The following is a 13,781-nucleotide window of genomic DNA, read 5'->3' as shown; positions in this document are numbered from 1 at the left end:
AAGCCCCTTTATTTTTTAGATTCACTTTTTTGACTATTTCTAATTGGATACAGTGCTTTTTCGAGAGTCAGTAAGTTTTTTTCCGTTATTTCTGCTTTTCTAGGAATCGGCTTATACAAATCAGCTGGATCATCCCAATTCATTGGAAGGCTCACTGGAGCCTTTTCCTGCCAGTATTCAATCCAATCCTGTGGTAAACTTCCATAACAGTTTGAGTTTTCAGTCATTTCCAACCAAATAAGTGCCCAAGCCCTCGGAACCACACGCCATATGTCATAACCCCCACCGCCAACAGCAATCCATTTACCTCCGCAATATTGATGGGCAATTTCATGTGCTAACTTTGGGATTTCACGATAGATTTTCATAGTTGCCGATAAATGCGTTAAAGGGTCATAATAATGAGAGTCTGCTCCATTTTGTGTCAGAATAACATCAGGCTTAAAAAACGCTGCTACTTCCTTTATTGATTGGGTATACACATGCAGCCAAGAATCATCCTCCGTGAATGCATCTACTGGAATATTAAAAGAATACCCGTACCCCTTTCCTTGTCCTCTTTCGTTCACATTTCCAGTACCAGGAAACAGGTATCTTCCTGTTTCATGTATGGAGAGGGTGCAGACATCGGGGTCATCATAAAAGGACCATTGAACCCCGTCACCATGGTGGGCATCCGTATCAACATATAGTACTCTTGCATTATATTTTTTTTGCAGATACTTAATAGCTACTGAACTATCATTATAAATGCAAAATCCAGAAGCCTTTCCGCGAAAACCATGATGCAATCCCCCTCCTAAGTGAAGAGCATGGACTGCCTGTCCTGTCATTACTTGATCGACGGCAGTTAATGTACCCCCGACAAGCAGAGCGCTCGCTTCGTGCATTTTAGGAAATATCGGTGTATCTTCCGTTCCTAATCCATAATTCTCAGCTACTTGTTGTGGAAGTTTTCCATACCCCGCCATCTTTACAGCATCAATATAGCTTGGATCATGAACAAGGCAAAGTTCTTCCTCCGTTGCCATCCTTGGGGTAACAATCTGAATATTGTCTAAGGCATTTAATTTATGTAACAAATCGACAGTGAGTTTCAGTCGAAACTGATTAAAAGGATGGTTATTGCCGAATTTATAATTTAACAATTCCTCTGAAAATACAAATGAACAGGCGTCGGTCATAGAGAAACACCTGGCAGATTCGGCCAAAGAACGTCATAGCCCGATAGTTTTAAATCCTGAATGAGGACAGTAGGGTTCATGGTTTGTAATCTTATAACAAGAATTTTAAATTGGTCATCTTTTTTGTCAGGATATACTAGTACACTCAAAATATTTGCTTTCCGATTCTTTATGATACTGGTAATTTCACTAAGCTTTCCTGCAAGATTGGGTACCCTTATTTCAATTTGTGACCCAGGTTGGTGGGCACCTGTCAACTCAACGAGCGTTCGGAGTAAATCCGTTTCAGTAACAATCCCAACAAGCTGTTGATTGTTTGTAATCGGAACACAGCTAATCTTATGCTCATAAAAGACTGCTGCTATTTCCTCCACAAAATCAAGAGGATGACCAGTGATAACATCTTTTTTCATGATCGTATCAACGGGTTTTTCAAGGTCTTCCAAATGTTCGTTTGCACGAAAAATAGATGGAGCCGCTTCACGTATATCATTTAAGGTTACAATGCCAACAAGCTGTTTATTAGCATCGATAACTGGTATATGACGGATTTTTTTTGTCTCCATTAATCTCATTGTGTCAGCGATTGAAACACTTGGGGTAACCGTAACAATCTCCGTTTTCATTATTTCTTCTACTAACATCCGAATGGCCTCCTCATTAAAATTTTGTATCAATACATAAATCGATTCATAAAACGAAGCCGGTCAAACCTTTGGATTGTCTCCACATCCACCCTTTTCCCAATTCTCGCCATCAGACAATTAGCAGGGTGCGAACAGATTTCAGGATCATCCGTTGCATACCACTCAAGACCCCCGGCATTCATCATTTTCTCCATGATTTTGCGATATTCCCAAACATTTAACCCTGTTCCTTTTAAATCCCAATGCCAATAATATTCTGTCGTAATGATTAAGTAATCCTCCATTGCTTCATCCATCATAGACACGGTAAGGAGATTCTTTCCGACAGCACATCCTCTAAATTTAGGAATTACCTCAATAGCACCTAATTCAATTAAATTATCCATTTTGTCTTCCGACCATCGTTCAAGAGGATCAGGAAATAAGTAGGTCACATAACCCACAATTGTGTGGTGATGTCGTGCGATAATAATTCTTCCCTCTTCGAGCTGCGCAATCCCAACTAGTGCTTGATGCTGCTGATCAGGAGGGCGAAAAGCAGTTAAATGTTCATGAAATTCATATCCAGCAAGTTTATCTGAGGAAATAGGACCTTCAATTATTAAATTCCCATGGGGAGTTTTTAATTCTTTTGCATTGTATGTTTTTTTGTGTTCCATCCCTACACCACCTGAAAAATCATTCGCTTATCAGTTCTATTATACATAATTTCTATCGATAATTAGCCTCTTTACATAATTTTCTGTCAAATTAGAAATCTATGTGACAATTTATCAACAAACATAAAACTTTTTTAAAAATTGAGAATAGTTTATATTTGTACTATAATAATCTCATACTAGCATAAGGGGGAAATGGAATGAAAGTGGAAAAGCTGCCAGTAATGCAAGGGGAGCATAACTTATCAAATTATGATGAAAAGTATAAGACCTTCAGTTGGGAGGAGACCGAAAAGGAATTTTCCTGGTACGAGACAGGACTTGTGAATATGGCTTATGAGGCTATTGACCGTCATGCTGAAACATTTCGAAAAAACAAGGTAGCTCTTTATTATCGCGATAATACTAGGAATGAAAAATATACATTCAAAGAAATGAAAGAGCTTTCAAATAAAGCTGGTAATGTGTTAAAAACATATGGAGATGTTGAAAAAGGAGACCGCGTATTTATTTTCATGCCACGGTCACCAGAACTATATTTTACTGTATTAGGTGCTATCAAGCTGGGAGCAATCGTCGGACCATTATTTGAAGCTTTTATGGAAGGTGCGGTTCGTGATCGTTTGCAAGATAGTGAAGCAAAAGTTTTGGTAACAACTCCTGAATTATTAGATCGTGTACCTGTTGATGAACTACCAGCTTTGAAACACATTTTCCTTGTGGGTGAAAATGTTGAAGAAAATGGCTTGTACATTAACTTCCTAGAAAAATTTGAGTCTGCTGGCAGCCAGCTGCGAGTTGAATGGGTAGAACGTACGGATGGTCTCATTCTTCACTATACTTCTGGATCTACAGGCAAACCAAAAGGAGTCTTGCATGTACATAATGCAATGATCCAACAATACCAAACAGCTAAATGGGTATTAGATTTAAAAGAAGAAGATGTATATTGGTGTACAGCTGACCCAGGATGGGTTACAGGGACTTCATACGGTATTTTTGGACCTTGGTTAACAGGTACTTCCAACGTGATTGTAGGCGGACGTTTCAGCCCGGATACTTGGTACAAAATGATAGAAGACTTTGGTGTTACTGTTTGGTATAGTGCTCCTACTGCGTTCCGTATGTTAATGGGTGCCGGTGATGAAATTGTGAAAAAATACAATTTAAGCAGCCTTCGCCATGTCTTGAGTGTTGGGGAACCTTTAAACCCTGAGGTAGTAAAATGGGGAGTTAAAGTCTTTAACAAAAGAATTCACGATAACTGGTGGATGACGGAAACTGGTGCGCAGCTAATTAGTAACTACCCTTGTATGGAGATTAAACCAGGATCAATGGGCAAACCGATTCCTGGTGTTGTGGCTGCTATCATCGACGATCAAGGCAATGAACTCCCTCCTTACCGTATGGGAAATCTTGCTATTAAAAAGGGCTGGCCTTCGATGATGCACACCATTTGGAATAATCCTGAAAAATATGAATCCTATTTTATGCCAAGCGGATGGTATTTTTCCGGTGATTCCGCCTATATGGATGAGGACGGATATTTCTGGTTCCAAGGACGTGTGGATGATGTAATCATGACATCTGGTGAGCGCGTTGGACCATTTGAAGTAGAAAGCAAGCTTGTCGAACACCCTGCTATAGCAGAGGCAGGGGTAATCGGAAAACCTGACCCTGTACGCGGTGAAATTATTAAAGCTTTTATCGCACTAAGAGACGGCTATGTAGCTTCAGATGAGCTGAAAGAAGAAATCAGACAATTTGTAAAGAAAGGGCTTGCTGCACATGCAGCCCCTAGAGAAATTGATTTCCGAGATAAGCTTCCTAAAACAAGAAGCGGTAAGATTATGAGACGAGTCTTAAAGGCATGGGAACTTAACCTGCCAACTGGTGACCTATCTACAATGGAAGATTAAAAAAGAGGAAGCGCATAAACGATATGCGCTTCCTTTCTTATTAGTTCGTTGATTGTCGGTACTCAATACGGTGTGGAAGAACAACGGTTTGTTCCTCTACCTCTTCTTTATTCATTAATTTGGTAAGTAGACGCATAGCCACTGCACCGATATCGTATAAAGGCTGAACGATTGTGGTCAACTGCGGGCGAACCATTAATGAAAGCCTAGTATTATCTGATGTAATGACTTCGAAGTCTTCAGGAATTTTATATCCCTTATCCTCGGCGCCATGGACAACACCAAGTGCCATTTCATCAGAGCCAACTAATATGGCCGTCGGTCTATTAGGAGCTTCCAATAATTTATCAAACGCTTCTAAGCCGGAATCATACGTGTAATCACCTTCAACAATAAGTGACTCATTATAGTCAATCGCTGCATCTGCAAGTGCCCGCTGATATCCTTTTAGTTTTTTGTGGATATTTCTCGGCTCTTGTAATGGCCCAACTACAAATCCAATATGCTTATGACCTTTATCAATAAATTCCTTCACTGAGTCATATACAGCCTGCTCATAATCAATGTTAACCGAAGGAATCTGTTCAGTTTCTTCAATTGATCCAGCTAAGACAATTGGTACTGGTGATTTGCCAAATTCTTCAACATGCTCTGGGGTGATATTTCCACTCATAAAAACAATTCCATCAACTTGTTTTCCCAGCATGGTATTTAATAAGTGTAATTCTTTCTCTTTGTTTTGATCAGAATTACTTAAAATAATATTGTACTTATACATTGTTGCGATATCTTCGATACCACGTGCGAGTTCTGCGAAGAAGATATTCGAGATATCTGGAATTACAACGCCAACGGTTGTAGTTTTTTTGCTAGCCAATCCTCTTGCAACTGCATTAGGACGGTAACCAAGTCTGTCGATGACTTCTAATACCTTTTTTCGAGTAACAGGCTTTACATTTGGATTTCCATTGACAACACGTGAAACGGTTGCCATTGAAACATTCGCTTCACGGGCAACATCATAAATTGTAATATTCACGTTTTTACACTCTCCTTAAACACGATACGTATTTTCTCTTATTTTACAGCATTTTCAATAATTTAGTCTTTTTTTTGTCCAGCTTCAGCGCCTAGCCCCTCGAGTCACTTCGGTCCTGCAGATGAAGTCAAAAAGCACGACTTCATCCACAGGCCCTCCAGTGCTTGTCGGGGCTGAACAAGGCGCTTCCGCTTTTCTCTTTGTGAGATAATATACAAACTTTTATTTATGTATCTAATAATACGATAAGAACAAACAAGTCGCAATGATGTTTGTTCACATTTTCACTATAATTTCATTATTTAATAAAAAAAAGACCTTCCGCAAGGAATGCAGAGGGTCGTTTACACTTAATTAAACTCTAACTAAATTAGAAGCAAGCAGTTCACTATAAAAAGTATTAAACTGATCAAGATTCATTTGCTGCTGCGCATCTGAAAGTGCTACTGCAGGATCTGGGTGAACTTCAGCCATCACCCCATCAGCACCAATTGCAAGTGCTGCTTTTGCGCAAGGAAGAAGTAAATCTCTACGGCCAGTTGAGTGAGTTACGTCCACCATTACTGGTAAGTGTGTTTCTTGCTTAAGAATCGGCACAGCAGAAATATCAAGCGTATTTCTAGTTGCCCGTTCGTATGTTCGAATTCCTCGTTCACAAAGAATGATTTGTCCATTTCCTTGTGCCATAATATATTCAGCAGCATTTATAAATTCTTCAATAGTCGCTGCAATTCCACGTTTTAAAAGAACTGGCTTATTGACTGCTCCTGCAGCTTTTAACAATTCAAAGTTTTGCATGTTACGTGCACCAATTTGAATAACATCGATATAATCAATCGCCATCTCAATATCTGCTGGATTTACAATCTCACTGATAACAGCCATATCATACTCATCGGCCACTCGTTTCAAGATTTTTAATCCTTCAACGCCTAAACCTTGGAAGTCATATGGAGAAGTTCTTGGCTTATAAGCACCGCCACGCAAAAGTTTTAAACCTTTTTCTTTCATTGCTTTTGCTACAGTAGCCACTTGTTCATAGGACTCGACCGCACATGGACCAAAAACAAAATGCTGTTTTCCGTCTCCTACCGTTTCACCTTTTAAGTTGACGATTGTGTTTTCAGGTTTCTTCTTTCTAGAAACAAGAAGTGCTTTTTGATGATCATCCTTTTGCAAATCTAAGCCAGCCTTAAAGATTTCCTTAAACAAATGGTCAATTGTAGCATTATCAAATGGCCCATCATTATGTTCTTTAATGACATCAAGCATTTTTCTTTCACGAACCGGATCGTATTTGTACACACCTTGACTTTCTTTAGCCTTCCCAATCTCTTGGACAAGTTGAGCTCTCTCATTAATTAGTTTCAACAATTCTAAATTTAAATCATCGACACGTGTCCTTAACAGTTCCAAGTTATTTTTGCTCATTTATTGTCCCCCGTCCTTTCAATAGCCTGACAGAATGATTGCAGAATGACTAAATACTGTCAGCTAGCTCCCTTAAATATAAGTTTTTTAATTATTCAATAATTAGGCTTTATTATATCTGATAAGAGCTTTTTTGTCACGCCTTTTTTCTTTAATGATTAAACGCTTTTAAGCACTAAAGCAAATCGGTTTTATAATAAATTATTGTATGCATGACAGTAAAAAAGGTACTATAAATTTTCATTTGTTGCACTAGTTAAAGATTTGTTTGTAATCTTCCAATGAGAAGCATTCCAGACAGGCTCACCTTTCTTAATCAATAGTGCCTGAGGAGATTCATGTTTAATTTCAAATTTCTCAGCAATTTCATTTGATAAAGGGCGTGCATCTTGCACAGCTAAATAATACGTCGGTATTCCTTGATCCCCGCCTGCGTATTTTTCATACTCCTGATAGGCTGCATGACTAATTGGGCAAGTTAGACTATGCTTTAAGATAAAAAATTTGTCCTCTTTTTTCAATAAATCTTCAAACTGTTCTAATGTATCAATTTTTTTCAACATATTGTTTCCTCCCAATAATAAACGGTGAAGTCATTCTATCACTTCACCGTTTTTGATACAAATAATTGAATTATTTTTCGATTGTTCTATCAATGTGTTACTTTATATTCTTCCTCTTCAAAGGCTTTTTTTGCTTCTTCTAATTTTTTTCTAACGGAAAGTTCATCAACTGAATCTTTACTAGTTGCTTTTGGCGAATCACCAATTGGAATATAATGATCTTCTTCTACTTCAACTGGTGCCTTTGTTTTATTCATCAGCTGGACCGTTTTTTCCTTTAACGTACCCGCTTGGGTGTTAAGTGTACTTCTTAGCTCTCTGCCTGATTTAGGGGCTAAGAAAATGGCTGCAGCTGCACCTACTAGTCCGCCAATAAATGCTCCTAATAAAAAACTGCTGGATGAGTCACTTTTGTTTTGTTGTTTTGTTTCTCGCATTTCATAATCATTACTGCTCATTCTGGATTCCTCCCTCATATAATAGATTAGTGCGACCTAACTCTCTTAATCTCCTCCACATGAGTGGCTTTTTTTTCTTGCTTCTTAGCATTCCATTTATCCTTTAGTTCAATGAAAACATTACTCCATTGCACGATTTGTGAAATTTTTTCTTTATTTTCTTCAACTTGTATATCAAAAGATTCAGTTAACGTTTTTAAGGTGCCATTGAACTTATTTACCGTAGTCCCTACATTTTTTACAGCAGAGACAACACTATTTAAATTCTGAGATTTCTCCTGAATATCATCTGCTAATGCATTGGTTTTCTGTAAGAGTTCAGTTGTTTCTTTAGTGACTCCATCCAATTGTTTTTCTAATCCTGTGAGAGTGGTTGAAACGCTGGAAAGAGTCTCTTGAAGAGAGTTAAGCGTTCTTGCCAGGTAGATGACTAGTACTAAAAATGCAATCGCGATTAAAGCGACACTTAAGTATAAAATAATTTCCATTTGTTTTTTACCTCCGCTTTTTATACCTTTATGTATTACCTATCTAAGGATGTGTTAAACCTAAATAGGTATCTTATACTACTTCAATATGATTGTCTCATTTTCCTGCAAAGGATTACAATACGTTTTCTTATTAAGTTGAATATTTCTCACTTTCTAAGGAATCGGTTACAATAGAGGATGGATTTACATTTTTTGTTTTGGAGGGATAAGTATGAAGGATCCGCGTATCGAAAAACTAGCAAAAAACCTAATAAACTACTCAGTAGAACTGAAAAAGGGTGAAAAGGTATTAATCGAAAACTTTGGTCTGCAGCGCGAGCTTGTTACAGCACTCGTTAAGGAAGCTTATTTAGCTGGTGGATATCCATTTGTACTATTAAAAGATCAACAAGTTGATCGGGCATTATTACTTGGAGCCCAAGAAGAGCAGTTCAATATGATGGCAGATTTTGAAGCAAATGTTATGGGCAAAATGGATGCATACATAGGACTGCGCTCAGGTGATAACATAAATGAGCAGGCAGATGTTCCAGACGATAAGATTAAAATTCATGGCAATACCATTGGAAAGAAGGTTCATCGAGATATCCGAGTGCCTAAAACAAAATGGGTTGTTCTCCGCTACCCAACATCAAATATGGCTCAGCTCGCTAAAATGAGCACCGAGGCATTTGAGGACTTCTATTTTGATGTATGTAATTTGGATTATGGAAAAATGGATCAAGCCATGGACGGTCTTGTGGAATTGATGAACCGGACAGATAAGGTTCGTCTAACAGGACCAGGAACAGACCTTACCTTCTCTATAAAAGATATCCCTGCTATAAAGTGTGCAGGTCACGCCAATATCCCTGATGGGGAAGTATATAGTGCACCCGTACGTGATTCAGTTAATGGAGTGATTTCTTATAATACTCCATCACCTTACCAAGGTTTTACTTTTGAAAATGTAAAGTTAACCTTTAAGGATGGTAAAATCGTAGAGGCTGTTGCCAACGATACTGAGCGAATCAACAAAATATTTGATACTGATGAAGGAGCACGTTATGTTGGAGAATTTGCTATCGGCGTTAACCCATTCATCTTAACTCCAATGCAGGATATTTTATTTGATGAGAAAATCGCAGGCAGCTTCCACTTTACACCAGGTCAATGCTATGATGAGGCCTTTAACGGAAACCATTCAAATATTCACTGGGATATGGTTAACATTCAGCGTCCAGAATATGGAGGGGGCGAAATCTATTTTGATAATGTGTTAATCCGTAAAGACGGTCTGTTCGTTATTCCAGAACTGGAAGGTCTTAACCCTGAAAATTTAAAATAAAAAGTAAAAAATAAAAAACAAAGGATGTCAGCTGGACTGACATCCTTTGTTTTTTACAAGGTTAACTGATTTTCATAGGATGCTTGGAATTTTTGGATATCCCCTGCACCCATGAAGATAATGACGCTATTTTTATGTTTCTCAAGCAGGGATGTATTTTCTTCCGATAAAATTTCTGCACCTTCAATTTTTGTTTGAAGATCTTTGATCGTCAGCTTCCCATGATTTTCTCTAGCAGAGCCGAAAATTTCACACAAGTACGTCTTATCTGCAAGTCTCAAACTTTTTGCAAAATCCTCTAGAAATGCCTGCGTCCTCGAAAACGTATGAGGCTGAAACACGGCTACAATTTCTCGATCTGGATATTTTTGATTGGCTGCATCGATGGTCGCTTTAATTTCTGTTGGGTGATGCGCATAATCATCAATCAATATTTGTGAACCGATACTTTTTTCAGAAAATCTTCTTTTCACACCTTGGAAGGTATCCAATTGTTCCTTAACAATCGAAACATCAATTTCTTCGTAATGGCAAACACCTATAACAGCAAGTGCATTTAAAACACTATGCTCACCGAAAGTAGGAATGGTAAATGTATCATAAAATGTATTACGAATAAAGACATCAAATGTTGTACCACTCGTACTTTTCACCAGATTTTTGGCTTGGTAGTCGTTCTCCTCACCGAATCCATAAAACAATACAGGGACTTTTGCCTGGATTTTCTGAAGCTGTTCATCATCTCCATGTGCGAATATCCCCTTCTTAACCTGAACTGCCATTTCTTGGAATGCAGAAAAAACATCATCAATATTGGCAAAATAATCCGGATGATCAAAATCTATATTTGTCATAATCGCATAATCAGGAAAATAGGACAAAAAATGTCTACGGTATTCACATGCTTCAAAAACAAAATATTTCGAGCCTTCTTCGCCTTTGCCTGTACCATCACCAATTAAAAACGAAGTCGGCTTTGCTCCTTTAATAACATGGGCAAGCAGACCCGTTGTAGACGTTTTACCATGTGCACCAGTTACAGCCACGCTTGTAAAACTTTGCATAAAATCGCCTAAAAATCGGTGGTAACGGATAATCGGCAGCCCGAGCTTCATAGCCTCTTGAATTTCCTCATGAGTATCAGGAAATGCATTTCCAGCAATAATAGTCATCCCCGGTTTGATGTTTTCCTTTTGAAAGGGGAGAATCTTTATTCCTGATTTTTCAAGGGCCAGTTGAGTAAAAAAGCGCTTTTCGACATCGGAGCCTTGTACATCGAAATTCATATCATGGAGAATTTGTGCTAATGCACTCATTCCTGACCCCTTTATACCTACAAAATGGTAAATAGTCATATAAAGAACCTCCAACCAACGTCTATCTGTAAAACAGTATATGACATCTATCTTGAAATGCTAACTTTTAAAACGAAAGGCTGAGTGCCTTAACGCTTTAACTTGTTAATGTGTAAAAATATATGAGTGATTCACATTTAAGTATTATATCATTGTTCATCAATAAAAACTATTTGATACTTTTATTAACAATATATTTTTTGCTTTTCCTTAACAAAGGATACGTAAGATTAGTTTATTGTACCAGTATCTTGCAAAGACTCCAAGTCTGCCAACGTAATCAAAACTTCGCGGGGCTTACTGCCGTTTGCACTAGTAATAAATCCATTTGATTCGAGCATATCCATTAATCTTGCAGCACGGTTATAGCCGATTTTAAATCTCCTTTGTAAGCTTGAGGTCGACGCCAGCCCTTGTTCGATAATAAATTCACATGCTTCGTAAAACAGCTCATCTTCATCTTCTGTTACCTGTGTCTTTTTTAATAATTCCTCTTGTTCAAACAGGTAATCAGGCTCACGTTGTTCTCTTACATGCCCGACCACAAGATCAATTTCCTCATCCGAAACAAAAGTTCCTTGAAGACGGACCGGTTTTGATGAGCCATTCTCTAAAAAGAGCATATCTCCTCGGCCCAGTAATTTTTCGGCCCCGCTAATATCTATAATGGTGCGGGAATCGACCTGTGAAGACACAGAAAAGGAAATTCGCGTTGGAATATTAGCTTTAATTAATCCAGTAATAACATCTACTGACGGTCTTTGCGTAGCCACAATTAAATGAATTCCACATGCCCTTGCCTTTTGCGCAATTCTGCAAATTGCTTCTTCAACATCGGCGGGCGATACCATCATTAAATCAGCTAATTCGTCAATAACAATGACAATAAAAGGAAGTTTATCAGCGTATTGTTTATGCATGATGGCGAGCTCATTAAAACGATTTATGTCCCGAACTCCTGTATGTGCGAATAACTCATACCGTCTCTCCATTTCCTCTACAGCCCATTTTAAGGCCGCTGTGGCAGCTTTTACATCCGTTATGACCGGGCTGACTAAATGTGGAATTCGATTATAGGGAGCAAGCTCTACCATTTTAGGATCAATTAATAATAGTTTTAAATCCTCCGGACTTGCTTTGAATAATAAACTTACTAAGATTGTGTTAATACATACACTCTTACCAGAACCTGTTGCTCCAGCGATTAATCCATGAGGCATTTTCTTTAAATCTGTCACGATGGGTTTACCGGAAATATCGAGACCTAATACCGCTGTTAACGGAGAAGCCGATTCACGAAACACTGGACTCTGAATAATTTCGTTGATTAACACAGGACGTGATTTTTGATTTGGCACCTCAATACCTATCGTATGTTTACCTGGAATAGGTGCCTCAATTCGGATATCTCTGGCCGCTAGGCTTAGTTTAATATCATCGCTTAAATTTGTAATTTTGTTTACCTTTACACCGGGCTCTGGCTGGACTTCAAAACGAGTCACAGCTGGTCCTTGAGTTACATTTACAACACTCGCACCAACATTAAAATTCTGCAGCGTTTGGTTTAATAATTCTTCTTGGTAGAGTAACCATTCTGTATCATCTTCAACAATTACAGGAGGTTTTAACAAGTTCATCTTTGGAAATTCATATAAATTTGAACCTGATTCAACATTTGACCCCACTTTTACGTTGTTACTTGCAGCCGGCAGCGATTCAACTTTGAGTTCAGGTTGAACAGTTACTGGGTTATTAACGATGACTTCATCTTCAGGAAGGTCAATTGGATTTTCTTCTTTTAATTCAAGATTGCCCGGCTTTATCTTTACTTCGTTTGTTTCTTCCTTATCCCTGCCTATTTCCTCTGGTAAAGTTCTTCTGCTTTTTCTTTCCTCCCATTTTACCTTATCCTGTTTTAGCATCATTACATTGAAAGGAAGATGGGAACGTTTTCGGGCTTTTATTTCTCTTAAATCCGGTGTTTGTTCCTCTACCTTAGGTTCATTTACTGGAAGCTCTTCATTTGCTGGAAGCACTTCAATTACTGAAACCTTTTCATTTGATGGGAGCACTTCAATTACTGGAACCTTTTCATTTGATGGGAGCACTTCAATTACTGGAACCTCTTCATTGAGTTCATTTGCTTCCGGTATCGCAACAGCCGTCTCCAAGGTAGCGAGTTCCACTTCGGGCATTGAATTTTGCTCTGCCGCCATAATTGAAACTAATAGTTTATCAGAATCGTCATCAAGAAAATGGCTTAACTCATGCTCGACAATGGATTCTGATGATTTAGCAGGTCTGCTAAACCCATAAATAGGTGAAGGAACTTCAGTCAGTTGGAACGGTTTTTTCTTAATTGGAGGTATAATTTTGTTATTTACCTCCCTTGTCTTTGTGTCTGAGCTTTTAATGTCAGAATTTCTAATTTCTGAGCTTTTTACTTCAGAACGCGAACGCTGCTCTACCCTTTTTTGACGATTGTTTTTTTCAGGTTTTATAGTTGGAACCTCTGGCTGCACATACAATTGTCGTTTACCTTTTGGATACTGATATGAAATTTTCGTATCAAGATGATAACTGCCCTCTATTATCTTATGAGGCAGCGACCTATCCAGTTTCTTGGTATGTATGTCATATTCAGCATATTCATCCTGATTGTCCTTTATAAACCTTTGAAAAAAGTTTTGGATCCAGCTCAAAACTAT

12 protein-coding genes are annotated in these 13,781 nt (G+C 38.2%); 2 read left to right on the top strand and 10 right to left on the bottom strand.

Annotated features, from left to right (window positions below; genetic code table 11):
- Window positions 1-8 precede the first annotated feature (8 nt).
- Genes ACN6MT_RS11110 through ACN6MT_RS11100 form a run of 3 tightly spaced genes read right to left on the bottom strand, consistent with a single transcriptional unit; the run spans window position 9 to window position 2,490 of the window.
- Window positions 9-1,184, bottom strand: coding sequence for an acetoin utilization protein AcuC (locus tag ACN6MT_RS11110; protein WP_419955896.1), 1,176 nt, complete (start codon window positions 1,182-1,184; stop codon window positions 9-11).
- Window positions 1,181-1,828: an acetoin utilization AcuB family protein gene (locus ACN6MT_RS11105; protein ID WP_419955895.1), complete on the bottom strand. Its 648-nt coding sequence runs from the start codon at window positions 1,826-1,828 to the stop codon at window positions 1,181-1,183. Before ACN6MT_RS11105 ends, ACN6MT_RS11110 begins: the two co-directional genes overlap by 4 nt.
- Before the next feature lie 29 nt (window positions 1,829-1,857).
- Window positions 1,858-2,490, bottom strand: coding sequence for a GNAT family N-acetyltransferase (locus ACN6MT_RS11100; protein ID WP_063252211.1), 633 nt, complete (start codon window positions 2,488-2,490; stop codon window positions 1,858-1,860).
- Window positions 2,491-2,690: 200 nt separating this feature from the next.
- Here ACN6MT_RS11100 and acsA point away from each other — a divergent pair, with 200 nt between their 5' ends.
- Window positions 2,691-4,409 (top strand): acetate--CoA ligase, encoded by a 1,719-nt coding sequence (acsA, locus tag ACN6MT_RS11095; protein WP_063252209.1) that lies wholly within the window; start codon window positions 2,691-2,693, stop codon window positions 4,407-4,409.
- Window positions 4,410-4,449: 40 nt separating this feature from the next.
- Here the strand turns inward: acsA and ccpA are convergent, their stop codons facing one another.
- From ccpA to ACN6MT_RS11070, 5 genes are all read right to left on the bottom strand, one after another.
- Window positions 4,450-5,448: a catabolite control protein A gene (gene ccpA / locus ACN6MT_RS11090; RefSeq protein WP_063252207.1), complete on the bottom strand. Its 999-nt coding sequence runs from the start codon at window positions 5,446-5,448 to the stop codon at window positions 4,450-4,452.
- Window positions 5,449-5,802: 354 nt separating this feature from the next.
- The gene (locus ACN6MT_RS11085; protein WP_063252206.1) at window positions 5,803-6,879 is read right to left on the bottom strand and encodes a bifunctional 3-deoxy-7-phosphoheptulonate synthase/chorismate mutase; all 1,077 of its coding nucleotides are present in this window, start codon (window positions 6,877-6,879) and stop codon (window positions 5,803-5,805) included.
- A gap of 230 nt (window positions 6,880-7,109) precedes the next feature.
- Entirely contained in the window at window positions 7,110-7,442 is a 333-nt protein-coding gene (ytxJ, locus tag ACN6MT_RS11080) for a bacillithiol system redox-active protein YtxJ (RefSeq protein ID WP_063252204.1), read from the bottom strand.
- A gap of 89 nt (window positions 7,443-7,531) precedes the next feature.
- Entirely contained in the window at window positions 7,532-7,900 is a 369-nt protein-coding gene (locus ACN6MT_RS11075) for a YtxH domain-containing protein (protein ID WP_419955894.1), read from the bottom strand.
- Window positions 7,901-7,926: 26 nt separating this feature from the next.
- Window positions 7,927-8,388, bottom strand: a complete 462-nt coding sequence (locus ACN6MT_RS11070) for a DUF948 domain-containing protein (protein ID WP_063252201.1) — start codon at window positions 8,386-8,388, stop codon at window positions 7,927-7,929.
- A 214-nt stretch (window positions 8,389-8,602) separates the two neighbouring features.
- Between ACN6MT_RS11070 and ACN6MT_RS11065 the strand changes: the two genes are divergently transcribed.
- Window positions 8,603-9,718 (top strand): aminopeptidase, encoded by a 1,116-nt coding sequence (locus ACN6MT_RS11065; protein WP_419955893.1) that lies wholly within the window; start codon window positions 8,603-8,605, stop codon window positions 9,716-9,718.
- 53 nt (window positions 9,719-9,771) lie between these two features.
- Here the strand turns inward: ACN6MT_RS11065 and murC are convergent, their stop codons facing one another.
- Together murC and ACN6MT_RS11055 are read right to left on the bottom strand one after the other, a co-directional pair.
- Window positions 9,772-11,073, bottom strand: a complete 1,302-nt coding sequence (murC, locus tag ACN6MT_RS11060) for a UDP-N-acetylmuramate--L-alanine ligase (RefSeq protein ID WP_063252198.1) — start codon at window positions 11,071-11,073, stop codon at window positions 9,772-9,774.
- A 230-nt stretch (window positions 11,074-11,303) separates the two neighbouring features.
- Window positions 11,304-13,775, bottom strand: coding sequence for a DNA translocase FtsK (locus ACN6MT_RS11055; protein WP_419955892.1), 2,472 nt, complete (start codon window positions 13,773-13,775; stop codon window positions 11,304-11,306).
- Between the last annotated feature and the right edge of the window lie 6 nt (window positions 13,776-13,781).

Source organism: Neobacillus niacini (assembly GCF_048572935.1).
Taxonomy (GTDB): domain Bacteria; phylum Bacillota; class Bacilli; order Bacillales; family Cytobacillaceae; genus Neobacillus; species Neobacillus niacini.
This window is presented reverse-complemented; position numbering and strand designations above follow the sequence as displayed.

Coding starts and splice junctions, on each gene's coding strand:
- ACN6MT_RS11110 (WP_419955896.1), bottom strand. CDS start 1,184: ATGACCGACGCCTGTTCATTTGTATTTTCAGAGGAATTGTTAAATTAT.
- ACN6MT_RS11105 (WP_419955895.1), bottom strand. CDS start 1,828: ATGTTAGTAGAAGAAATAATGAAAACGGAGATTGTTACGGTTACCCCA.
- ACN6MT_RS11100 (WP_063252211.1), bottom strand. CDS start 2,490: ATGGAACACAAAAAAACATACAATGCAAAAGAATTAAAAACTCCCCAT.
- acsA (WP_063252209.1), top strand. CDS start 2,691: ATGAAAGTGGAAAAGCTGCCAGTAATGCAAGGGGAGCATAACTTATCA.
- ACN6MT_RS11085 (WP_063252206.1), bottom strand. CDS start 6,879: ATGAGCAAAAATAACTTGGAACTGTTAAGGACACGTGTCGATGATTTA.
- ytxJ (WP_063252204.1), bottom strand. CDS start 7,442: ATGTTGAAAAAAATTGATACATTAGAACAGTTTGAAGATTTATTGAAA.
- ACN6MT_RS11075 (WP_419955894.1), bottom strand. CDS start 7,900: ATGAGCAGTAATGATTATGAAATGCGAGAAACAAAACAACAAAACAAA.
- ACN6MT_RS11070 (WP_063252201.1), bottom strand. CDS start 8,388: ATGGAAATTATTTTATACTTAAGTGTCGCTTTAATCGCGATTGCATTT.
- ACN6MT_RS11065 (WP_419955893.1), top strand. CDS start 8,603: ATGAAGGATCCGCGTATCGAAAAACTAGCAAAAAACCTAATAAACTAC.
- murC (WP_063252198.1), bottom strand. CDS start 11,073: ATGACTATTTACCATTTTGTAGGTATAAAGGGGTCAGGAATGAGTGCA.